The organism is Phyllobacterium trifolii (assembly GCF_014192095.1).
Classification (GTDB): Bacteria; Pseudomonadota; Alphaproteobacteria; order Rhizobiales; family Rhizobiaceae; genus Phyllobacterium; species Phyllobacterium trifolii.
Genome location: NZ_JACHXN010000013.1, coordinates 48,818 through 69,020 on the forward strand (window position 1 = coordinate 48,818; position 20,203 = coordinate 69,020).

Consider the following 20,203-nt stretch of genomic DNA (forward strand, 5'->3'; position numbering starts at 1 on the left):
GGTTGCCGTACCAAAAGCGGAGGAATCAACATGAAAACAAGAGAGAGCGAAAATTCTTCCTTGCTTGCCAAACGCAAGAGTCCCGCGGCACCCAAGCAGCCGGTCCTCCTCTCAGGCGGCAATCCTCAGATCGCAAAAGGCTACGGCGATTCCCCGGTGCAGGCCTACATCGCGGCGATGCCGGGCTGGAAAAGCGACGTCGGGCGCCGCCTCGACACGCTTATCGTGCGCACCGTCCCCGGCGTGCACAAGGCGGTCAAATGGAACTCGCCGTTCTATGGATTGGAGGAGAAGACCTGGTTCCTCAGCCTTCATTGCTTCACGAAGTACGTCAAGGTCACCTTCTTTCGGGGCACGTCGCTCACTCCTGTCCCGCCCGGCGAGTCCAAACACAAGGAAGTGCGGTATCTCGATATTTATGAAGGCCAGCTCGATGAGGCCCAGTTCGTCGGCTGGGTGAAGCAGGCCAGCGAACTGCCCGGCGAAAAAATGTGAGCAGAAAGTCGCTAGCTACATGCATGACACCACCAAAGGGAGGCGATACCGATGAAGAAGAGCGACTTGAAGGACGGAGAAGGAGGGCACTCTCCGTCTCAGCTGATAGATGCGAGAATCAAGGAGCTGAGCGATTGGCGGGGCAACACACTCTCCCATGTCCGAGCACTTATCAAGCAAGCCGACCCTGACGTGGTCGAGGAATGGAAGTGGCGAGGCGTTCCGGTCTGGTCCCACGATGGAATAATCTGTACAGGTGAGACCTATAAGAGCGTGGTGAAGCTAACTTTCGCCAAGGGCGCTTCGGTCGAAGATCCTTCCGGACTATTCAACTCCAGCCTTGAAGGCAACACCAGACGCGCTATCGATTTGCATGAGGCCGAAGAAATCGATGAAGATGCATTCAAGGCACTCATCCGCGCCGCAATAGCGTTGAACAAGTCAAAGACCCGTAAGGCTTAATTTGATGTTCACCGTTCCTCGCCTCATAGTGATTTCCACAACGCTGGAAACATGCTCCAAACGGGCCTACAGTTTGCGTAACTAGCTTTAATCTCCCGGAGTAAAAAATATGGAAAAACGTCGTCTTGGCCGCAAGGGCCTGTCCATTGCGCCATTGGTTTTGGGAGGTAACGTTTTCGGCTGGACTGCCGACAAAAAAAACTCCTTCGATCTGCTTGACCGCTTTATCGATGCCGGTTTCAACGCGATCGACACGGCGGATGGCTATTCTCGCTGGGTGCCCGGACATGAAGGCGGCGAATCCGAAACGATCATCGGGGAATGGGTCAAATCCCGCAATGCGCGCGACAAGGTCGTTATCATTACCAAAGTCGGCTCCGACATGGGGCAAGGCAAGAAAGATCTGTCTGCCGCTTACATCGCCAAGGCAGTCGAGGCATCACTAAAGCGGCTGCAGATAGACGCGATCGATCTTTACCTGTCGCACTGGCCTGATCCCGATACACCTTACGAGGAAACACTCGGCGCCTACCAGAAGCTGCTAAGAGAGGGAAAGATCAAATCAATCGGCGCTTCCAATCTTGATGCGGACCAGCTTCGGGCCGCGATCGATGTCTCGGAAACAAAAGACCTGCCGCGTTACAATGTGCTGCAGCCCGGTTACAACCTCTACGATCGTAGCGAGTTCGAAGGCAAGTTGCGCGACCTTTGCATCTCCGAGAATATCGGCGTCATCACGTATTTCGGGCTCGCCAGGGGTTTCCTTTCTGGCAAATACCGCAGCGAAGCCGACTTGGGTAAAAGCCAGCGCGGCGACGGCATCAAGCAGTATCTCAACCCGCGCGGTTACCGCATTCTCGCTGCGCTGGATAAGGTATCGGCCAAGCACAATGCCAAGCAGGCCGAAGTTGCGATCGCGTGGATCATCCAGCGCAAGGGCGTCACGGCACCGATTGCCAGCGCCACCTCCCTCGAACAGCTGGAAAGCCTCATCCGTGCCGCAGCACTGAAGCTCGACAGCAACGACGTGGCGGAACTCGACTAGGCCAGCGCCTGATCCATCCCGATTATCAAAGCCGCCGCTCGAGCAAGTTGCGGCGGCTTTTGCATTGAAGCGCGGCACCAAAAAGTCTATTGGAAGCGCATGTCACACAAACCAGTTCATATCGTTGGCGGCGGTCTCGCCGGTTCCGAAGCATCATGGCAGCTTGCCGAGGCGGGTATTCCCGTGATCCTGCACGAGATGCGCCCGATCCGCGGCACGGATGCGCACAAGACGCAGGATCTGGCCGAGCTTGTCTGTTCCAATTCTTTCCGCTCCGATGACGCCGAAACCAATGCGGTCGGTGTATTGCATGCGGAGATGCGCCTCGCCAATTCGCTGATCATGGCTTGTGCCGATGCGAACCAGGTGCCCGCCGGCAGTGCGCTGGCTGTCGATCGCGATGGCTTCGCTGCTGCTGTCACGGCCCGCATTGAAGCGCATCCCCTGATCACCGTCCAGCGCGAGGAAATCACCGGTCTGCCACCTGCTGATTGGGACAAGGTCATCATTGCCACAGGCCCGCTGACAGCGCCATCGCTTGCCGAAGCCATCGGCAAGGAAACCAGCGCCGACGCCCTCGCCTTTTTCGACGCTATTGCGCCAATCGTGCATTTCGATTCCATCGATATGGATGTCTGCTGGTTCCAGTCACGCTATGACAAGGTTGGACCGGGCGGCAATGGCAAGGACTACATCAACTGCCCGATGACCAAGGAGCAGTACGAGGCTTTCATTCAAGCGCTTGTCACAGGCGACAAGACCGAGTTCAAGGAATGGGAAGGCACGCCCTATTTCGACGGCTGCCTGCCGATTGAGGTGATGGCCGAGCGCGGACCTGAAACTCTGCGCCATGGCCCGATGAAGCCGATGGGCCTCACCAATGCACACAACCCGACCGTCAAAGCCTATGCGGTGGTTCAGCTGCGTCAGGACAATGCACTCGGGACGCTTTACAACATTGTCGGATTTCAGACCAAATTGAAATATGGCGCCCAGACCGACATCTTCAGAATGATCCCGGGGCTGGAGAACGCTGAGTTCGCACGGCTTGGCGGGCTGCACCGCAACACATATCTGAATTCGCCACTTCTGCTCGATCCGACGCTGCAGCTCAAAACCCGATCGGGCCTACGTTTCGCCGGCCAGATCACTGGGTGCGAGGGCTATGTCGAATCCGCCGCCATCGGTCTGCTGGCGGGCCGGTTCACCGCGGCCGAAAGACTTGGCCAAGCCTACACGCAGCCGCCCCTGACGACGGCTTTCGGTGCGCTCCTCGGCCATATCACCGGCGGGCATCTCGTGACCGATGAAGAACCGGGCAAGCGCTCATTCCAGCCGATGAATGTCAATTACGGGCTGTTTCCGCCAATGGAGGCGCCGAAGATTGAAGGCAAGCGTCTCCGCGGCAAGGAGAAGTCGAATGCCAAGAAGCGCGCCATGAGCGGGCGTGCGCTGGCTGACTGCCGTACATGGCTCGGCCTACCGGCAATTGCAGAAGCCGCGGAATAGTCCTAACGACTAGACGCCCTGAACATCGCCCATTGGCGGCGGAGCGGCGAGATGTCGGCAATTTCCGTGGCAGCATTCACACCGCTGGCTTTCAACTTCTTCAGATATACCGGAGTAATCGCCGCTGGCAGATAGGCCGGGCGAAGTGTCACCGGCAACGTCTTCGCGGCGGTTTCGAATTTTGCGAAATGATCCCCGGCAAGCGCGATCATCGCATCAATCGCACGCTTGACCGCTGATTGATCGGAGCCGTTCAGCAACACCGTCCCACTGCAGCCAACGGCCGCCAGAATATCGGCCGGGATGTATATCTGGCCCCGGCGGCGATGCAGTGGCAACAGGCGCAGCAGACCTGTGATCGCCTGCGCGACACCGGCATGGCCAGCTACGTTGGCGTGTTCAGGTGCCTTGGCAGCATCCAGGATCAAGGAGGCGAGTTGGATAAGCGCCGAAGCTGTCTCGCCGCAATATCCCTCCAGATCGTTGCGGTTTGGCATCGGGTCATTGTAAAGGTCGAATATCCGTGCCTCACAATAATTGTCAAAGGCAGCGCGCGGTAAATCATATGTTTTGATCGTACCCAAAAGCGCCGCGGCGACGGGATTCCCCGACGCTTCACCAAGCTCCGTTCCATTGATGAGATCGCGCCACCATTGCAACCGGATTTCACCCGGCAACGGATCATGAATCAGATCACGAATACGGGCAATTTCGGTGTTGAAAGCAAAGAGCGCTGCCAACGCCCCGCGCTTGTCTTCCGGCGCATACAGCACGGAAAGGTAGCGGTCCGGATCGGCAGCTCGCAACAATTGCAGGCAGTGGGTTTCATTGGCGTTCATAAGGCCGCTCTCGATTTGGGTCTGGCGAGATTCGCGTCAGGGCGAGACGAAAACGGTGGTTTCCGAGCACCGGAGCGCAGCGTACATTTTGGTACGTGAGCACCAGAGCGGAGGAAAGCGTCGTTTGCAGGCCGCCTTGACGCGAAATATCGACAGAGCTTCAATCCACTGCAATCAACGCAGCGGCCACTGCCCGATCTTCTGCCAACAACACATTGTAGGTCCGCACTGCTGCACCCGTGCTCATCGGATCGGACGATATACGGTGCTTGCGCAATTCGTCGCGCAGTTCTTGCGGCGGCCGCCGCAAGTCGGTCCCCATCCCCACCAGCAAAATTTCGATATCGTCAGCTTGTTCAAGCACAAGCGAGAAATCGGCTATCGTCAGGAGTGGCAGGGTTTTTGGCTCCCAGCCATGAATGCCGGATGGGAGACAGAGTATGGAGCCGCGATGCGACATATCCGCGAAGCGAAAGCCGCCATTGCCATAGGCATCGATGGGTGCACGCCCAGGAAAGTGCGCATCCCGAATTTCAATGCCTTTGACCAATTAATTACGCTCCACTCTGGCCGGAGACCGCCGACGGTCCGTTGTTCGCGACATCCCTGCCCTTGAGGCCAAACAGCATCAGCAAGGGGCCGGCAACGAAAATCGACGAGTAGGTTGCGACGATAATGCCGACACCGAGGACCAGCGCGAATGATTTCACGTCATCTCCACCATAGAGATAGAGAACGATCAACGCCAGAAACGTTGCAAGCGATGTCAGAATCGTGCGCGACAGGGTCTGGTTGATCGATGCATCGAGAAGCGCCGACAGCGACATGCTATTGCCGTATCGTCGCAAATTTTCACGCACGCGGTCGTAGATGACGACCGTATCGTTGAGTGAGTAGCCGACTATCGCGAGCAAAGCGGCGATACTCCAGAGGTTGAACTCCATCTGGAAGACGATGAACATACCGAGCAGTAGCAGTACGTCGTGGATTGTTGCGAGAATGGCGCCAAGTGCGAAATGCCATTCGAAGCGCAACCACACATAGACGAAGATCACCGCCAATGAGAGCCCGACAGCGAGCATTCCGGCGTGTGACAGTTCACTCGATACGGACGGGCCGATGACGTCAATGCGGCGGAAATCGAAGTCGTCCTGCAATTCACCCCGGATTTTGACACCGACAGTCTGCTCGGCATCCTCGCCCTCACCCTGGCTGCCCACGGTAATCAGGGCGCGATCATCCGATTTGAATGGTTCGATCTTGATGTCACCAATATTCAGATCTTCCAACCGGCTATAGACATCATCGAGATCGATCGCACCCTCGTGCGATTGAATCTCGACCATCGTGCCGCCCTTGAAATCGATACCGAAATTCATGCCGACAATGGCGAAAAGCACGAGTGCCGCAATGCTCGACAGCGCCGAAAAGCCAAGCGTCAGAAAACGCAGCTTCATGAACGGGATTTTCGTATTATTTGGAACGAGCTTCAGGAGTGCGCCCGGAACTTCCTTGGGGCGCGCCCATTGAACCCACACGGATACCAGCCAGCGCGTCAGCGTGAAGGTCGTGAACAGCGTCGTGACGATGCCGATCGTAACGGTCAGCGCGAAACCGTGCACCGGCCCGGAGCCCAGAATGAAAAGCACGAGTGCCGCGATCAGCGTGGTGACATTGGCATCGACGATCGTTGCAAGGGCCCGTGAAAATCCCGAATCGATAGCCTGGATAACGGAAAAGCCAGCGCGCCTGTCCTCGCGAATGCGTTCATAGATGAGCACGTTGGAATCGACCGCCATGCCGATGGTAAGCACGATACCGGCGACGCCCGCCAGCGTCAGCGGCGCGCCGAAGAGCGTCAACACCGCCAGAATCAGGATCACATTGACGACAAGGGCGATGTTGGCGATGACGCCGAGAAGGCCATAGGTCAAAAGCATGAAAACGATGACGAGAACTGCGCCGATAAGAGCAGCGATCTTGCCAGAGGCTACAGCAGCCGCTCCGAGATCAGTGCCGATCGTTCTCTCTTCGAGCACGGTGACACTCGCCGGCAGCGCGCCTGCCCGCATCACAAGCGCGAGGTTACTTGCACCCGAAAGGTCGAAATTGCCGGAAATCTGACCTGTATTCCCGGGTATTTCCTCACTGATGACCGGAGCTGAAAGCACCTGGTTGTCGAGAACGATAGCGAAGGATTTGCCGACATTCGCCTTGGTAGCCTTCGAGAACCGGTCAGCGCCAATGCTGTCCAGTCTGAAGGTGATCACAGGCTCTTGGGTGGTCGTATCGATCCCGGCCTGCGCATCGACGAAATTCTTGTTCGAGACGAGCGGCTCTTTCTTGACCAGATAGGCAACGGGCGGATCGTCGAACGAATACACAACCTCGTCACCTTCCGGCGGCGTGCCGTCGATCGCCTGCTGAACGGGTACAGAATCGTCGACCATCTGGAAATGCAGTTCGCCGGTGAGGCTCAGGATGTCCTTGAGCAATTGCGAGTCGTAAAGCCCGGGGACTTCGACGAGCACACGGCCATTCCGCTGGCCTTCGACATTGGGATTGGTGTAGCCGAGCTCGCTGAGACGGCGCGTAAGGATTGCAATCGTTGCGTCGGTGTCCGGCAGATGGTCCTTGTCGACCTGCAGGCGTAGCCGCGAACCACCTTCGAGGTCGAGACCCAACGCCAGCTGCTTCTTCGGCAGCCAGTCCGGCAAGGTCACCAATTGATCCTGTGTGAAGAGATTTGGCAGCGCGAGGATAACACCCGCAAGCACAACGGCCCAGATGAGTGCAGTCTTCCAGCGGCTAAAATAAAGCATACGGTCGCAAACCTTAGAGCCTAGAATCAGAAGGGCGGCTCAACGGCCGCCCCGTCACTATGCCTTATTTCTTGTTGTCGGCAACCGGCTCGCCCTTGACCCGGACGTCGGCCACCATGCCCCGCAGGACACGAGCCTTGACGCCTTCGCCGATTTCGACATCCAGCTCGCCGGTATCTTCATAGACTTTGGTAACCTTGGCGATGAAACCGCCACCCGTAATAATTGTATCGCCACGGCGGATATTCTTCAGCTGCTCCTCGCGCTTCTTGGCAGCGGTACGCTGTGGGCGAATGATCAAAAAGTACATGATCACGAAGATCAGAATGAACGGCAGGATGCTCATCAGCATTTCCGGCGCGCCGCCGACACCCGTTGCCTGTGCATATGCGGGAGTTACGAACATTGAGACAACCTCCAGAGAAAACCAGATTTGAAAGAACTTGAGCCAGCGCAATACAATGTTTGGGGCGTCAAAAGCAACCGTACAAAACTGTGTGTCCTGCTTTTCGAATTATCTTCAACATGATAGTCGCATATATGCATGAAAATGAAGGCTCGATGAGTATGTCCGATGAATTGTTGACAGATAAACTTGACCGGCTGATTGCGGTGCTGGAGCGCATGGCACCGCCAAAAGCTCAACCGGTCGACCTCGATGTGGCGGATTGCTTCGTTTGGAATCCGGACAAGCTCACCTTTGACCCGGTCAGCAAGGTCAACCGCGTGGACATTTCCTTGATCCGCGGCGTCGACAACGTTCGCGATATCCTCTTCGACAATACGAAACGCTTTGCCGATGGTTTGCAGGCGAACAATGTGCTGCTGTGGGGCGCGCGCGGCATGGGCAAGTCATCGCTGGTCAAGGCGGTGCATGCCTCTGTCAACGCTGCTGCACCGACCGGCGGCCACCCCCTCAAACTTGTGGAAATCCACCGCGAAGATATCGACAGCCTTCCCGCCCTGATGGCGGCCATCAAGGACACGGATTACCGGTTCATCCTGTTTTGCGACGACCTGTCCTTCGATCACGACGACACATCATACAAATCATTGAAGGCAGCACTGGAAGGCGGGGTCGAAGGCCGGCCGGACAATGTCATCTTTTACGCCACATCGAACCGGCGTCATCTTCTGCCGCGCGACATGATCGAGAACGAACGTTCCACCGCTATCAACCCCTCCGAGGCGGTTGAAGAAAAAGTCTCGCTTTCGGACCGCTTCGGACTTTGGCTTGGGTTCCATAAATGCAGCCAGGACGACTATCTGTCGATGATCGATGGCTATGCGGCGCATTTCCACCTGCCGATGAAGCAACCGGAATTGCATGCGCAGGCGCTGGAGTGGTCCACGACACGCGGGGCACGGTCCGGCCGTGTCGCCTGGCAATTTATCCAGGATCTTGCCGGACGTCTCGGCAAGAAGCTCTAGACACTAAAAAGCCCGCACCTTTCGGCGCGGGCTATCAAACTGCTCGTCTGGTCCGATCAGGATTCGAGATATTTCGTCGGGTCAACCGGCGTCGAGTTCTTGCGAACCTCGAAGTGAAGCATTGGTGTCGTTGCGTTGCCGGTCATGCCTGATACTCCAAGCTGATCGCCGCGCTTGACCTTCTGGCCGCGCTGGACATCCAGCTTGCTGGCATTGCCGTAAACCGTCACTAGGCCGTTGTCATGGCGCACCAGCACCGTGTTGCCAAACTCCTTCAGGCCATCGCCGGAGTAGATGACCACACCGTTTTCAGCCGCCTTGATCGGCGTACCCTCAGGCACGGAGATGTTGATGCCGTCGCTGCCCTTGCCATAATTGGCGACAACCCGGCCGCGAACCGGCCAGCGCATCCCCGAGACGCCGGTAGCCGACGGCGCTGCGGCAACATCCTTGTCCTTATCCGCGTTCTCGATGACCTTCTCGCTGGCCTGTGGCGGTGTGTAAGGCTTGGCCGAAGTGTCGGCTTGCGGAGCTGCAGCAGCCTGCGTCGCGGCACTTGCGACCGCCTTCGGCTGTTCTGCAGGCGGTGTCGAAGCGGTCTTGACCTGATCGACCGTTCCACCCTTCGGCTTCATGGTGTTGGCGACATTCTGAGCAAGCGCGGAGTTGGACGGCGGAATGATGAGCGCCTGACCAACACGGACGGTGCCATCCTTCATGTTGTTCGCCTGCTTGATCGCCTCGACATTGCTCCCGGTTTTGCGCGAGATCGCATGCAGCGTGTCACCGCTCTGGACTGTATAGGAGCCCTGGCTGGTTGGCTTTGCAACGGTGGTCGCGGCGGCTACCTGCTTGGTCGCCTGCGGTGTCTGTATGACGGCGACGTTGTTCGAATGCACCGGAGCCGCCTTTACAGGCATCTTTGCTTCACGGCCATCCGGCGTTTTCAGCGTACCCGAAGCCGACTCCAACGGTGCGGCTTGCATTGGCTGCGCTGAAGCGACCTGCTGCTGGCGCAGTGGCGCCGCGCTGGCAACAGGTGCAAGTGCAGGGCGCGTCGGCTGCGACGAAACTGGCGGCAGCGCCGAAGTGCTTGCAGCCCCGACGGGCGGCAGGCTGCTGCGCTGAACACCGCCGCTGCGGCTGACAGAAGCTGTCTGCGTTGAATCGACGGGAGGTGTATAAGGTTGTGGCGTGTTGTTGGACGCTTGCATGACTGATCGTTGATTGTCGCTATAGCCGGAACTGAAATCGGCACTGGTGAAACGCTGCACGCCAGAGCTGCAGCCTGCCGCGATACCGGCAATCGAGAGAATGGCGGCATTCAGAGCCAGCCGCCGTGACGCTTTGTCTAGTGTACTCAAACGCATCGCATATCCCGCCCGTACTCAATACAAGAATATTGGACTCATTAGATCGCGTTAATGTTACTCGACCGTTAAAGAGCGAATAAAATTTGTAAAAAATTCACCAAACTCGTAAAGGGTCAGAGTGCCGAGGCGACACCCTCCATCAGGGGCAATAGGCGCACGGGCATCAAATCATGGCGTTCAAAACGGCTGCCAATTTTCGATAGCCGCGCCATCACTTGTCTGCCGTCGAGCGGTCCGATCGGTGCGATCATCACGCCGTTTGACGACAGGAGATCGACGAACTGGCGCGGCATGCTTTCGAAAGCGCCCCAGACGATGATGCGGTCGAACGGGCCGTCATGCACGAGGCCATGCCTGCCATCCGCATGCTTGACGAAGGTATTCTCGATTTTCAGCGCCTGGAGCCGCTGATGCGCCAGTTCAACCAGCGTGCGATAGCGCTCCAGCGACAAAACACGGCCGGCGAGCCGCGCCATCACGGCCGCCGTAAAGCCAGAACCGGTACCGATTTCCAGCACACGGTGCGTAGGCTCAAGATCGAGGGAATTAATCAGCTGTGCCTGCAAATCCAGCGCTTCGATGAACTCACCGCATTCGATCGGCAGCGTTCCCGCACCGTAGGCAAGGTTACCGAGATTGCCGTTGACAAAAGCTGTACGCGGCGTGGCCTCCAAGGCGCTGATCAGACGTTGATCCGACAGGCCTAAGGCACGCATGCGCAGCACAAAAGCCGCAAATCCTTCACGTTCAGACATCGCAACCTTCATGCAATGGCACTCGCAAGGGTTGCGAGCGTGTCATGCGCCGTCAGGTCGAGCTGTAGCGGTGTGACTGAAATGAAGTTCTTGGCGAGTGCGGCCACATCGCTGTTTTCGGCCGGCACATCCTTGCCGCGGCCATAGCGCAGCCAGTAATAGGGCAAGCCGCGGCCATCATGGCGCTCTTCTATGGTCAGGCCATGCGAAAGCTTGCCTTGCGCCGTAACCCGCGTTCCGGCGATCTCCGCAGCGCTGCAGCTCGGGAAGTTGATATTGATGAGAACGGTCTTTGGCAGTTCGACATCAAGCACCTTTTTTAAGATCGCGGGCGCCCTCTCCTCCACGACCTCCCATGGCAGCACGCGCGCGCCGCCATCGAGATTGTATTCCTGCGACAAGGCAATGGACTTGATGCCGAGCAAAGTGCCCTCGATGGCGCCGGCGACAGTCCCCGAATAGGTGACGTCATCGGCCATGTTCGAGCCAGAATTAACACCGGAAAGGATCAGATCCGGTGCATCCGGCATCAGATGCTTGACGCCCATGATGACGCAATCGGTCGGTGTGCCGCGCACGGCAAAATGCCGGTCATCGATTTTGCGCAGGCGCAACGGGTTGGACAGCGTCAGCGAATGCGCCAGACCACTCTGGTCCGTTTCCGGTGCAACCACCCAGATATCGTCCGAAAGCTGGCGCGCAATGCGTTCAAGCACGCTCAGACCTTCCGCATGAATACCATCATCGTTGGTCAGAAGAATGCGCATTTGCCCCAGTCCCTCTTATGCTGCTTTTTCGATCCGCTTCAGTTCACCCATATAGGGCACAAGGGCTTCAGGAATTGTTACGCTGCCATCCTCGTTCTGATAATTTTCGACAACGGCAATCAGCGCGCGCCCGACGGCAGTACCCGAACCGTTCAGCGTATGCACGAAACGCGTCGACTTCTCGCCCTCCGGCCGGTAGCGGGCATTCATGCGGCGTGCCTGGAAATCACCGCATACCGAGCAGCTGGAGATCTCGCGATACGCCTTCTGCCCCGGCAACCAGACTTCCAGGTCATAGGTTTTCTGCGCGCCAAAGCCCATGTCGCCGGTGCACAGCGTCATGGTGCGGAACGACAGGTCGAGCCGCTTCAAAACTTCCTCGGCACATGACGTCATCCGCTCATGTTCCTCGATGGAATGCTCCGCGTCGGTGATCGATACCAGTTCAACCTTCATGAACTGGTGCTGGCGCAACATGCCACGCGTGTCCCGACCGGCCGAACCTGCTTCCGAACGGAAGCACGCCGTCAGCGCTGTCATGCGTATCGGCAGATCGCGAATATCGAGAATTTCCTCGCGCACAAGATTGGTCAGCGGCACCTCCGCGGTTGGGATCAGATAGCGGCCGTCCGTGGTCCGGAACAGATCTTCGGCGAACTTCGGTAGTTGGCCCGTGCCGTAGAGCACTTCGTCATTGACCAGCAGCGGCGGGCTGACCTCGGTATAGCCGTGTTCGGTCGTGTGCAGATCGAGCATGAATTGGCCAAGCGCACGCTCCAGCCGCGCCAGCTGACTTTTCAGGACCGTGAAGCGGCTGCCGGAAAGCTTTGCCGCCCGCTCGAAGTCCATGTAGCCGAGCTTTTCGCCGATCTCGAAATGCTCTTTCGGCTCGAAGGAAAAATTCTTGAGGGTTCCGACGCGGCGCGTTTCAACATTGCTGGCCTCGTCCTTGCCGACCGGAACGTCAGCAAGCGGTATGTTCGGAAGCACCGACAATGCATCGCTCAGCGCTCGATCGAGCTGGCGCTCTTCCTCTTCGGCTGACGTCAGGAACAGCTTGATCTCTGCAACTTCGGCCTTCAGACGGTCGGCGGTTGCCTGATCCTTGGCACCCATTGCCTTGCCGATCTCTTTCGAGGCGGCGTTGCGGCGTTCCTGCGCTTCCTGCAATTTGGCGATGTGCTGACGGCGCTTTTCGTCGAGCTCGATCAAACGGGACGATGCCGGCTCGTTGCCTCGTTTGGCCAGAGCTGCATCAAGCGCTTGCGGATTCTCTCGGATCCATTTGATATCGAGCATGGGAGTAAAGCCGTGTTGGAGTTAAGTGCCGGGTTCTGTTGAACAATGAATTTGCATTTCTATGGTACGTGGTTCGACAAGCTCACCATGAGGGAGAGAGATGATTGCAAGGCTAATCGCCAACGTTGCAGCTCTTGTCTCCCTGCCATCAACCACATCCCTCATGGTGAGCTTGTCGAACCACGCACAATGGCTACGCAATCTCTTTTTTCACTGGACACCGTCAGGACGAGACTTCGCTGGACTCTGATTTTGCTTCAGCCTCATCTGCCGCACGCTTCTTCTCGACCAGACGCGCCATCCAGATCGAAACCTCGTAGAGAAGGATCGTCGGGAGCGCAAGACCGATCTGGCTGATCGGATCGGGCGGCGTGATAACGGCGGCCACGATAAACGCAATGATGATAGCGTATTTGCGCTTCGACCTCAGTCCCTCGGAGCCAACGAGGCCGACGCGCGCCAGGAGGGTCGTCACGACCGGGAGCTGAAACACCAGCCCGAATGCGAAAATCAGCGTCATGATGAGGCTGAGATATTCGGAAACCTTCGGCAAAAGCGAGATTTGGACTTCGCCCGCTCCGCCAGTCTGCTGCATGGCCAGGAAGAACCACATGACCATCGGCGTGAAGAAGAAATAAACCAGCGCGCCGCCCATGAGAAAAAGGATTGGCGATGCAATCAGGAATGGCAGGAACGCCATGCGCTCATTGCGGTATAGGCCGGGCGCTACGAATTTGTAGATTTGCGATGCGATGACCGGGAATGCGATGACGATACCGCCAAACATGGCGACCTTCACCTGCGTGAAAAAGAATTCCTGCGGGGCCGTATAGATGAGTTGCGCCTTGGCGGGATCGAACCCCGCCCACAAGATCGCCCACTGATACGGGATGACCAAAAGGTTGAACAACTGCTTGCCGAAATGAAAGCATACGAGGAACGCCAGGAAGAACGCCAGAAGTGCCCAGATCAGGCGCCGGCGCAGCTCGATCAGGTGCTCCATCAAGGGGGCCGAGCTTTTATCGATTTCGTCGTCAGCGCTGCTCAACTCTTTGTCCCCGTATCGACAGCCTTGGCCTTCGGCTTCGCTGTTCTTTTGGCAGGTGTTTTGGTCGGTGCAGCCGTTGCGACTTCTACGGCCGGCGCTACGCTCTTCTTGGACACAGCCTGCGAAGCGTCTGCGGCTTTCTTGGCTGGCGCTGTCGGCTTGGCTTTGGTTTCAGCGGCAGCCGCAACCGGCTTCTGTCTTGACCTTGCGGGCTTCTTTATCGCTGTTTCAGCGGCAGGCGTGGCCGGAGCGGCCAAGGGTTCCATCACCTGCGGTTGCAACTGCGTTGCCCCCGGCGCGGCTGGATCCGGTACAGCGACATTGTCCTTGGCCGTTGCCGTGGCATCTTTCAAGCTGGAGCGAATTTCCTCACCGATGGTCCGGACAGGATCGAATACCTTGCGAATGTCGTTTCGAGGATCGAGACTCTTGGCATCATTGATGATTTCACGCACGTCATCGAGCTCGGCCTCTTTCAAGGCCTCGTCAAACTGCTTGCGGAACTCGCCGGCAGTTGCCCGAAACTTTGCGGTTGCCTTGCCGAAGGCACGCAGCATCTTCGGCAAATCCTTCGGTCCGACCACCACGATCATGACGATCACGATCACCAGGATTTCCGACCAACCAACTTCAAACATTCATCATGCTCCAGCCACGACGCGGCAAACGTAGCCGCGCGCAGGACAAGATTATCCTTGGATTCAAGACTTTGTAGTCTTTTCCTTGACTGAATTCACCGGCTGGCTTGTCTGATTATCAATCGTTTTCGAATTGTCGGCGGTGTCAGCAGTGTCGTCACTCATGCCGCTCTTGAAATTCTTGATACCCTTGGCAACGTCACCCATGAGTTCCGGGATTTTGCCGCGACCGAAAAGAAGAAGCACGACCGCAAGCACGATAAGCCAGTGCCAGATTGAAAAACTACCCATTTGATCCTCACATTCGCCCAACAGTTTGGGCTGATCTATGTCTTTTCCCCGTGCTTTTCAAACACAAGTCTCTTCTGCTCTTTCACATTCATGTAAACGCAGCGCAAGTCCGAAGTGGACTCTGCGTCACGAATTTTGATGTTCGCAACCGATTATAACAGAAAGCTTGTCTCAATCATGTTCGATACGGGGTGTCAAAAGACCGAGTTCCTCGAGATCAATGTCCGTCAGTGGATCTTCATCCTCGGTCAGTTCATCCGGATCATTGACCGGGATCGGGACGGCAAAATTCGTCGGCATGCGCGTCGAAAGCAGACCTGCACCACGCAATTCGTCAATCCCCGGCAGATCGCGTACTTCCTGCAGGCCGAAATGGTCTAGGAATGAAGCAGTGGTCCCGTAGGTAATGGGACGGCCAGGGGTGCGCCGGCGCCCGCGGAACTTGATCCACCCGGTTTCCATCAGCACATCGAGTGTGCCCTTCGAAGTCTCGACACCACGAATGTCTTCAAGCTCGGCGCGTGTCACTGGTTGATGATAGGCGATGATCGCAAGGACCTCGAGTGCTGCACGCGACAGCTTCTTTTGCTGCACGGCCTCACGGTTCATCAGGAAAGCGAGATCAGCAGCCGTACGGAATGCCCATGCGCCGCCGGTCTGCCGCAGATTGATGCCGCGCTTTGAATAGATCTCCTGTAGTTCGCCAAGCAGCGCAGCCACGTCGACACCGGATGGCAGACGCTCACGCAGGGCCTTTTCCGTTACCGGCTCCGCCGATGCGAACAATATGGCCTCGGCCATACGCAGCGCTTCCGAAACCGAAATCGACGAATTCCAGTTGTTCGCCGGCAGTTCGACCTCGTCATCGTCGATGTTATGAATGCTATCAGCCATTTGCCACATCCTTCAGCGGCTCGGTCTGCTTATCAAGCCTGTTGCGCAGATAGATCGGGTTGAACGCGCCGGTCTGGCGGATTTCCAGATGCCCTTCCCGAACCATTTCCAGGCTGGCGGCAAAAGAGCTGGCCATGGCGGTCGCCCGCTCCGTCGGCGAAAAGATAAATTCCATCAGATAATGATCGAGCGCTGTCCAGTCCTTCATCTCACCTACAAGCCGCATCAGGATTTCGCGCGCATCCTTCAGCGACCAGACCGTACGCCGCGCGATCTGTACATGCGAAGTGGCCCGCTTTTGCCGCTGTGAAGCGTAGGCGGTCAAAAGCTCGTAGAGCGTCGCCGCATAGGCGTTGGTTTGATCGACAATCACAGCCTCGGGCATGCCGCGGGCAAAGACATCGCGGCCGAGCCGGTTACGGTTGATGAGCTTCGTTGCCGCGTCGCGCATTGCTTCCAGCCGTTTCAGCCGAAACTGCAGCGTCGCCGCCAATTCCTCACCGCTTTCGCCTTCGTCGCCAGGCGCCTTGGGGATCAGAAGCTTGGATTTAAGGTAGGTAAGCCACGCCGCCATGACCAGATAATCGGCGGCAAGCTCAAGCCTTAATGCCTGCGCCTGCCGGATGAAGATCAGGTATTGCTCAACCAAGGCGAGTACAGAGATGCGAGCAAGATCGACCCGCTGGTTACGCGCGAGATGCAGCAAGAGATCAAGTGGACCTTCGAACCCCTTGATATCAATAACAAGCGATGGTTCGCTGGCAGCGCGATCGACCTGACTTTCCCACAGCGCTTCCATGGGTGCCGTGTCGTTGCCATTTATCTTTTGCTCGCTCGCCAAATTTCTCTCGCTTCTATGCCACCGCCTCGAAAGTACGCTGGAATTCTTCCCGGAGTTCTTCCTCGTTGGAGGTGTCCGGTTCTTTTCGATATTCGATTGCGCGCTGCGCCCGCTCGAACGCCTTGCCCTCGAGCTCCGGCGTGCAAGCCGCAACGGCTTTCATTTGATCCATGATGCCATGGCAATGAAGCACGATATCAAGCCCCGCCGCAAAGATTGCTTTGGTCCGGTCGAAATAATCCCCAGAAAGTGCATTCATGGAGACATCGTCGCTCATCAGCAGCCCGTCGAAACCTATATAGTCCCGGATGATCTCCTCTACCACCTTGCCCGATGTCGTCGCCGGGTTCTTTGGATCAACGGCAGAAAAGATCACATGCGCGCTCATCGCCATTGGCAGGTCAGCCAAAGCCCGGAACGGCGCGAAATCATGTTCGGCAAGCTCCTCAAGCGGCGTCGCGACCGTCGGCAACTCGTGATGTGTGTCGGCGAAGGCGCGGCCGTGCCCCGGTATGTGCTTGATCACTGGCAGCATGCCGCCTGCAAGCAGGCCGTCCGCAGCGGCTCGGCCCATGGCCGTCACGATCTCAGGATGCTTGCCATAGGCGCGGGTGCCGATAACGTCATTGGCGCCTTCGACGGGAACATCGAGCACTGGCAGGCAATCGACATTGATGCCTAGCTTGAGGAGATCAAACGCATGCAGGCGTGACAGGAGCCAGGCGGAGCGCAATCCAAGTTCCTCATTTTCCCGGAAAAGCGCGCCGAGCTGCGACCCTGAGGGATAATCCGGCACGAGCGGCGGTCGCAGCCGTTGCACGCGCCCGCCTTCCTGGTCAATCAGCACCAGTGCGTCGTCACGGTCAACCAGATCACGCAAATGCGCACACAGGTCTTCGATCTGTGCCGGCTCGCTGACGTTGCGGGCAAATAGAATAAAACCCCACGGCCGCTCATCGCGAAAGAATGCGATTTCGTCTGGGGTCAGTTTCAAACCGGTCGTCCCGGCAATCCATGCTTTTGATTCGCTCATGGTGGGAGTCTACTGCTTCAGCACAAAAAAAGAAAAGGCGGCCGTGGCCGCCTTTTCCAATATACCGGACGGACTACTGCGTAACGAAGCAGCTGCCGCCTGCAGTCTTGTACTTCGCACACAGGGCGTTTGCATCGCTCTTGGAGCCAGCCGGGATGCGCACACGGAAGAATGTGCCCTTGCCGGCAATCTCGGCCTGCTTGATATCGACACCGCGGCCGCCGATCACACCCGCATATTTCTGGGAGAGCGAAGCATATGTCTTCTGCGCGCCCTCGACATTCGGTTGCGAGGCAATCTGGATCAGATAGCTTCCCGCTGCCGTAGCAGCGGAAGCGACCTGCTGGCCCGCTGCATTCTTTGGCGGAACGCGATCGACAATATCGATCGGTTGATCTGCAGGACGCGATTCGACCACCGGAATATTCTTCGGCGTAACGGAAGCAACCGTTTCGGGAGTGATCTTCTTGGTCGCGACCGGCTTCGGAGGCAACTTACCAGCAGCCGGCGCCGGTTTCGCGGCTGCCGCTGCAGCTGGTACTTCGGGTGCCGGTACAGCAGTCTGTGCTGGCACAGCTGCCGGGGCGTCCTGCATCAATGCGCCAATTTCGTCGTCGCCAGTTGTTGCCGGCGCTGCGGATGCATTTGCGTCGAGCGGAGCAGCGGGGCGGTCAGCCGGGGCAGCGGCAGGGCCGGCACTCACCGGATCAGCCGGTTCTGGAATGGAGGCGACCATCGTGCCATCCGGTTTGACGATCATAGTCTGCACCTTGCGCGGTGCAATCGCACTGTTGCGTTCCGCCGGTGCAGCATCGGCTGTATCGTCTGCGGTGGCAGGATCAACACGCGCCTCCACCTTGTCGCCCGCGGCAGGACCATCGGTGGGGGGCGCATCGGCGGCGAGCATATCCGTGACGGATGCGCCTCCATCCTCATCGGCTGGAAGATCGATAGGATCCTCCCGCGTTGTTACGAGCTGATCCTGCTTCGGTGCTTCCGGAGCAGCCGTCGCGCTCTTGTCGTAAACCGCTTTGTCCTGATTTGGCACTACGGCTGTGCTGGCGGTTTCTGGCTGGACCTTGATCGGCGTCTTGTCTGCCATGATGACGACAGGTTCGCCATTCGAACCGCCGGTCCATTTATAGGCAACGGCGCCGGCGACCGCGAGCAAAACAACAGCCGCTGCCACGCCGGGAACAAACAGGTTACTGCGACGACGCGCAGGTGTTTCCTTTTGCCCATAGGGCGCTGCGGCTATATCGACATTGTCCTGGCGAGGATCATAGCCAAAATCCAGATCCTCTTCTGGACCATAGGCAGGCGTTGCCCGGCTTTGTTGTGAGCTCGCAGCGCCCATGGCGGCAGCGCCGGCTGCTACTGCATAGCCTGCCGGATTGTATTTGTTCTGATCTGCCTCGTTCCCGAATACGTCTGCGAAAATATCGGCATATCGGTCTTTCTCGGGCTCCTGTGGGGCAGGATCCTCTGCCGCGACATAGGCGCCGCGCGAATCGTCCGCTTCGATCGAACCGAATACCTCGGCAAATTCATTATCAAGCTCGTTCAGTCCATTGTGCTGCGGAACGTCGTCCTCATAGTTCACGGCCGGAAGATCGAGCGACTCGGTATAATCAACGCGATTTTCTGTAACCGCCACCGTATCGACATCGGGTGCTGCAGTAATTGCCGACGCAGCGCGATCGAGCTCGTCGGCATAATCGCTGAGCTCATGAACCTCGGGCAATTGCGGTGCGCTGGCAACAGGCATGGCAACAGGCACTTCGATCTGTTCACGAACCGGCGTCGAGGATTGTTCCAGGTTTTGATAAAGCGGGAAAACTGGGGCTGCTTCTGCAACCGATTCGCTATCCTCATCTTGATCCGCCGTTACGTCGAAATCATCGAGCGCCGCCATCAATTCGTCGGTATCGAAATCCTCAATCTCCGAATCCTGAACCTGCTCTTCTTCGGCAGCTTCGTAAGCTACAGGCTCCGGCTCGGGAATCTCATGGACGACTGTTTCCGACACATGGGACGGCTGCTGGTATGATGTTGTCCGGCTGATCGACGGGGCAATTTCTGTTCGCCCCGGAACCTGCGTCTGCGATCCATAACCCCAGGAAGCATTTGCCGAACGCTGCACGGTTGGCTGCGCCGATCCTGCAAGCAAGGTTTCAAGCTCATCTTCGAGACTGAGTGACGGCGCTGCGAGCACGGGGCGCTCTTCGTAATGGGAGATGGCAACACCAACACCCTCGCCCGCTTCGCTGTCCACGTAAACCGGGTCCGGCTCGTAATCGGCGTAATCCGGTTCTTCATAGGCGGCTATGGATTCGGTAGCGGCTTCATGAGCGTGAGGTGGTTCCGCAGCCAACTCGCGCTCGATGGATTCCTGAAAATCCTGAGCGGCAAGGTGATCGTCGTGGGCATCATTGTCAGCGGACTGAGGCGCGGCTGGTTCATCAAAGCCCCCCATCAGCTCGCGTTCGAGGTCCATAGCAAAATCATCGTTGGATCCGTTAGTCGACCCTTCCTCTTCAACCGTTCCCATGATACGGGAAAGTTCCATCAGAGGGTCGTTATTACCTGATCGCGAATCATCCTGCCGGTGAGAACGCTGAATATTGTTGTCCGCCATGGCGTTAATCCTGTACTCTCAAC

Annotated in this window: 20 protein-coding genes; 5 read left to right on the forward strand and 15 right to left on the reverse strand. The window is 57.5% G+C overall.

Going from position 1 to position 20,203, the window contains the following annotated elements; translation table 11 throughout:
• Positions 1-30: 30 nt before the first annotated feature.
• The 4 genes from FHS21_RS19085 (at position 31) to trmFO (ending at position 3,511) form a co-directional block, all read left to right on the forward strand.
• Positions 31-495, forward strand: a complete 465-nt coding sequence (locus FHS21_RS19085) for a DUF1801 domain-containing protein (protein ID WP_112530341.1) — start codon at positions 31-33, stop codon at positions 493-495.
• A 51-nt stretch (positions 496-546) separates the two neighbouring features.
• Complete coding sequence (locus tag FHS21_RS19090) at positions 547-957, forward strand: DUF1801 domain-containing protein (RefSeq protein ID WP_112530339.1); 411 nt, start codon at positions 547-549, stop codon at positions 955-957.
• Between the two features lie 109 nt (positions 958-1,066).
• Positions 1,067-2,002 (forward strand): aldo/keto reductase, encoded by a 936-nt coding sequence (locus tag FHS21_RS19095; protein WP_183663690.1) that lies wholly within the window; start codon positions 1,067-1,069, stop codon positions 2,000-2,002.
• 99 nt (positions 2,003-2,101) lie between these two features.
• The gene (trmFO, locus tag FHS21_RS19100; protein ID WP_112530335.1) at positions 2,102-3,511 is read left to right on the forward strand and encodes a methylenetetrahydrofolate--tRNA-(uracil(54)-C(5))-methyltransferase (FADH(2)-oxidizing) TrmFO; all 1,410 of its coding nucleotides are present in this window, start codon (positions 2,102-2,104) and stop codon (positions 3,509-3,511) included.
• Positions 3,512-3,513: 2 nt separating this feature from the next.
• Here the strand turns inward: trmFO and FHS21_RS19105 are convergent, their stop codons facing one another.
• From FHS21_RS19105 to yajC, 4 genes are all read right to left on the reverse strand, one after another.
• Entirely contained in the window at positions 3,514-4,350 is an 837-nt protein-coding gene (locus FHS21_RS19105) for a phytoene/squalene synthase family protein (RefSeq protein ID WP_112530333.1), read from the reverse strand.
• Between the two features lie 160 nt (positions 4,351-4,510).
• Positions 4,511-4,900, reverse strand: coding sequence for an Mth938-like domain-containing protein (locus FHS21_RS19110; RefSeq protein WP_112530331.1), 390 nt, complete (start codon positions 4,898-4,900; stop codon positions 4,511-4,513).
• A 4-nt stretch (positions 4,901-4,904) separates the two neighbouring features.
• Positions 4,905-7,172, reverse strand: coding sequence for a protein translocase subunit SecD (gene secD, locus FHS21_RS19115; RefSeq protein ID WP_112530329.1), 2,268 nt, complete (start codon positions 7,170-7,172; stop codon positions 4,905-4,907).
• Positions 7,173-7,236: 64 nt separating this feature from the next.
• On the reverse strand, positions 7,237-7,578 hold the full coding sequence (gene yajC / locus FHS21_RS19120) for a preprotein translocase subunit YajC (RefSeq protein ID WP_112530327.1): 342 nt from the start codon (positions 7,576-7,578) through the stop codon (positions 7,237-7,239).
• Between the two features lie 161 nt (positions 7,579-7,739).
• On the opposite strand from yajC, the gene FHS21_RS19125 reads away from it, so the two are divergent.
• Positions 7,740-8,603, forward strand: a complete 864-nt coding sequence (locus tag FHS21_RS19125; protein ID WP_112530426.1) for an ATP-binding protein — start codon at positions 7,740-7,742, stop codon at positions 8,601-8,603.
• A 56-nt stretch (positions 8,604-8,659) separates the two neighbouring features.
• Here the strand turns inward: FHS21_RS19125 and FHS21_RS19130 are convergent, their stop codons facing one another.
• The 11 genes from FHS21_RS19130 to FHS21_RS19180 form a co-directional block, all read right to left on the reverse strand.
• The gene (locus tag FHS21_RS19130) at positions 8,660-9,973 is read right to left on the reverse strand and encodes a peptidoglycan DD-metalloendopeptidase family protein (RefSeq protein WP_112530325.1); all 1,314 of its coding nucleotides are present in this window, start codon (positions 9,971-9,973) and stop codon (positions 8,660-8,662) included.
• Positions 9,974-10,089: 116 nt separating this feature from the next.
• Positions 10,090-10,743, reverse strand: a complete 654-nt coding sequence (locus FHS21_RS19135) for a protein-L-isoaspartate(D-aspartate) O-methyltransferase (RefSeq protein WP_112530323.1) — start codon at positions 10,741-10,743, stop codon at positions 10,090-10,092.
• Entirely contained in the window at positions 10,740-11,498 is a 759-nt protein-coding gene (surE, locus tag FHS21_RS19140; RefSeq protein WP_112530321.1) for a 5'/3'-nucleotidase SurE, read from the reverse strand. Before surE ends, FHS21_RS19135 begins: the two co-directional genes overlap by 4 nt.
• A gap of 15 nt (positions 11,499-11,513) precedes the next feature.
• Positions 11,514-12,797, reverse strand: coding sequence for a serine--tRNA ligase (gene serS / locus FHS21_RS19145; protein ID WP_112530319.1), 1,284 nt, complete (start codon positions 12,795-12,797; stop codon positions 11,514-11,516).
• 223 nt (positions 12,798-13,020) lie between these two features.
• Positions 13,021-13,800 carry a twin-arginine translocase subunit TatC gene (tatC, locus tag FHS21_RS19150; protein WP_376772157.1) on the reverse strand — a complete coding sequence of 260 codons (780 nt, stop codon included), beginning with the start codon at positions 13,798-13,800 and terminating at the stop codon, positions 13,021-13,023.
• 41 nt (positions 13,801-13,841) lie between these two features.
• Positions 13,842-14,483, reverse strand: coding sequence for a Sec-independent protein translocase protein TatB (gene tatB / locus FHS21_RS19155; protein WP_112530315.1), 642 nt, complete (start codon positions 14,481-14,483; stop codon positions 13,842-13,844).
• 63 nt (positions 14,484-14,546) lie between these two features.
• The gene (locus FHS21_RS19160; protein ID WP_112530313.1) at positions 14,547-14,774 is read right to left on the reverse strand and encodes a twin-arginine translocase TatA/TatE family subunit; all 228 of its coding nucleotides are present in this window, start codon (positions 14,772-14,774) and stop codon (positions 14,547-14,549) included.
• Positions 14,775-14,945: 171 nt separating this feature from the next.
• Positions 14,946-15,668, reverse strand: coding sequence for an SMC-Scp complex subunit ScpB (gene scpB, locus FHS21_RS19165; RefSeq protein ID WP_112530311.1), 723 nt, complete (start codon positions 15,666-15,668; stop codon positions 14,946-14,948).
• Positions 15,661-16,467 carry a segregation and condensation protein A gene (locus tag FHS21_RS19170; protein WP_112530424.1) on the reverse strand — a complete coding sequence of 269 codons (807 nt, stop codon included), beginning with the start codon at positions 16,465-16,467 and terminating at the stop codon, positions 15,661-15,663. The genes scpB and FHS21_RS19170 overlap by 8 nt, the downstream gene beginning before the upstream one ends.
• A 55-nt stretch (positions 16,468-16,522) precedes the next feature.
• On the reverse strand, positions 16,523-17,542 hold the full coding sequence (nagZ, locus tag FHS21_RS19175) for a beta-N-acetylhexosaminidase (protein WP_112530309.1): 1,020 nt from the start codon (positions 17,540-17,542) through the stop codon (positions 16,523-16,525).
• Positions 17,543-17,615: 73 nt separating this feature from the next.
• Positions 17,616-20,180, reverse strand: coding sequence for an SPOR domain-containing protein (locus FHS21_RS19180; RefSeq protein WP_112551537.1), 2,565 nt, complete (start codon positions 20,178-20,180; stop codon positions 17,616-17,618).
• Positions 20,181-20,203: the final 23 nt, after the last annotated feature.

Bases quoted from the DNA above. Each gene is read 5' to 3' on its own strand.
- FHS21_RS19085 (WP_112530341.1), top strand. From the start codon at position 31: ATGAAAACAAGAGAGAGCGAAAATTCTTCCTTGCTTGCCAAACGCAAG.
- FHS21_RS19090 (WP_112530339.1), top strand. From the start codon at position 547: ATGAAGAAGAGCGACTTGAAGGACGGAGAAGGAGGGCACTCTCCGTCT.
- FHS21_RS19095 (WP_183663690.1), top strand. From the start codon at position 1,067: ATGGAAAAACGTCGTCTTGGCCGCAAGGGCCTGTCCATTGCGCCATTG.
- trmFO (WP_112530335.1), top strand. From the start codon at position 2,102: ATGTCACACAAACCAGTTCATATCGTTGGCGGCGGTCTCGCCGGTTCC.
- FHS21_RS19105 (WP_112530333.1), bottom strand. From the start codon at position 4,350: ATGAACGCCAATGAAACCCACTGCCTGCAATTGTTGCGAGCTGCCGAT.
- secD (WP_112530329.1), bottom strand. From the start codon at position 7,172: ATGCTTTATTTTAGCCGCTGGAAGACTGCACTCATCTGGGCCGTTGTG.
- yajC (WP_112530327.1), bottom strand. From the start codon at position 7,578: ATGTTCGTAACTCCCGCATATGCACAGGCAACGGGTGTCGGCGGCGCG.
- FHS21_RS19125 (WP_112530426.1), top strand. From the start codon at position 7,740: ATGTCCGATGAATTGTTGACAGATAAACTTGACCGGCTGATTGCGGTG.
- FHS21_RS19130 (WP_112530325.1), bottom strand. From the start codon at position 9,973: ATGCGTTTGAGTACACTAGACAAAGCGTCACGGCGGCTGGCTCTGAAT.
- FHS21_RS19135 (WP_112530323.1), bottom strand. From the start codon at position 10,743: ATGAAGGTTGCGATGTCTGAACGTGAAGGATTTGCGGCTTTTGTGCTG.
- surE (WP_112530321.1), bottom strand. From the start codon at position 11,498: ATGCGCATTCTTCTGACCAACGATGATGGTATTCATGCGGAAGGTCTG.
- serS (WP_112530319.1), bottom strand. From the start codon at position 12,797: ATGCTCGATATCAAATGGATCCGAGAGAATCCGCAAGCGCTTGATGCA.
- tatC (WP_376772157.1), bottom strand. From the start codon at position 13,800: ATGGAGCACCTGATCGAGCTGCGCCGGCGCCTGATCTGGGCACTTCTG.
- tatB (WP_112530315.1), bottom strand. From the start codon at position 14,483: ATGTTTGAAGTTGGTTGGTCGGAAATCCTGGTGATCGTGATCGTCATG.
- FHS21_RS19160 (WP_112530313.1), bottom strand. From the start codon at position 14,774: ATGGGTAGTTTTTCAATCTGGCACTGGCTTATCGTGCTTGCGGTCGTG.
- scpB (WP_112530311.1), bottom strand. From the start codon at position 15,668: ATGGCTGATAGCATTCATAACATCGACGATGACGAGGTCGAACTGCCG.
- FHS21_RS19170 (WP_112530424.1), bottom strand. From the start codon at position 16,467: ATGGAAGCGCTGTGGGAAAGTCAGGTCGATCGCGCTGCCAGCGAACCA.
- nagZ (WP_112530309.1), bottom strand. From the start codon at position 17,542: ATGAGCGAATCAAAAGCATGGATTGCCGGGACGACCGGTTTGAAACTG.
- FHS21_RS19180 (WP_112551537.1), bottom strand. From the start codon at position 20,180: ATGGCGGACAACAATATTCAGCGTTCTCACCGGCAGGATGATTCGCGA.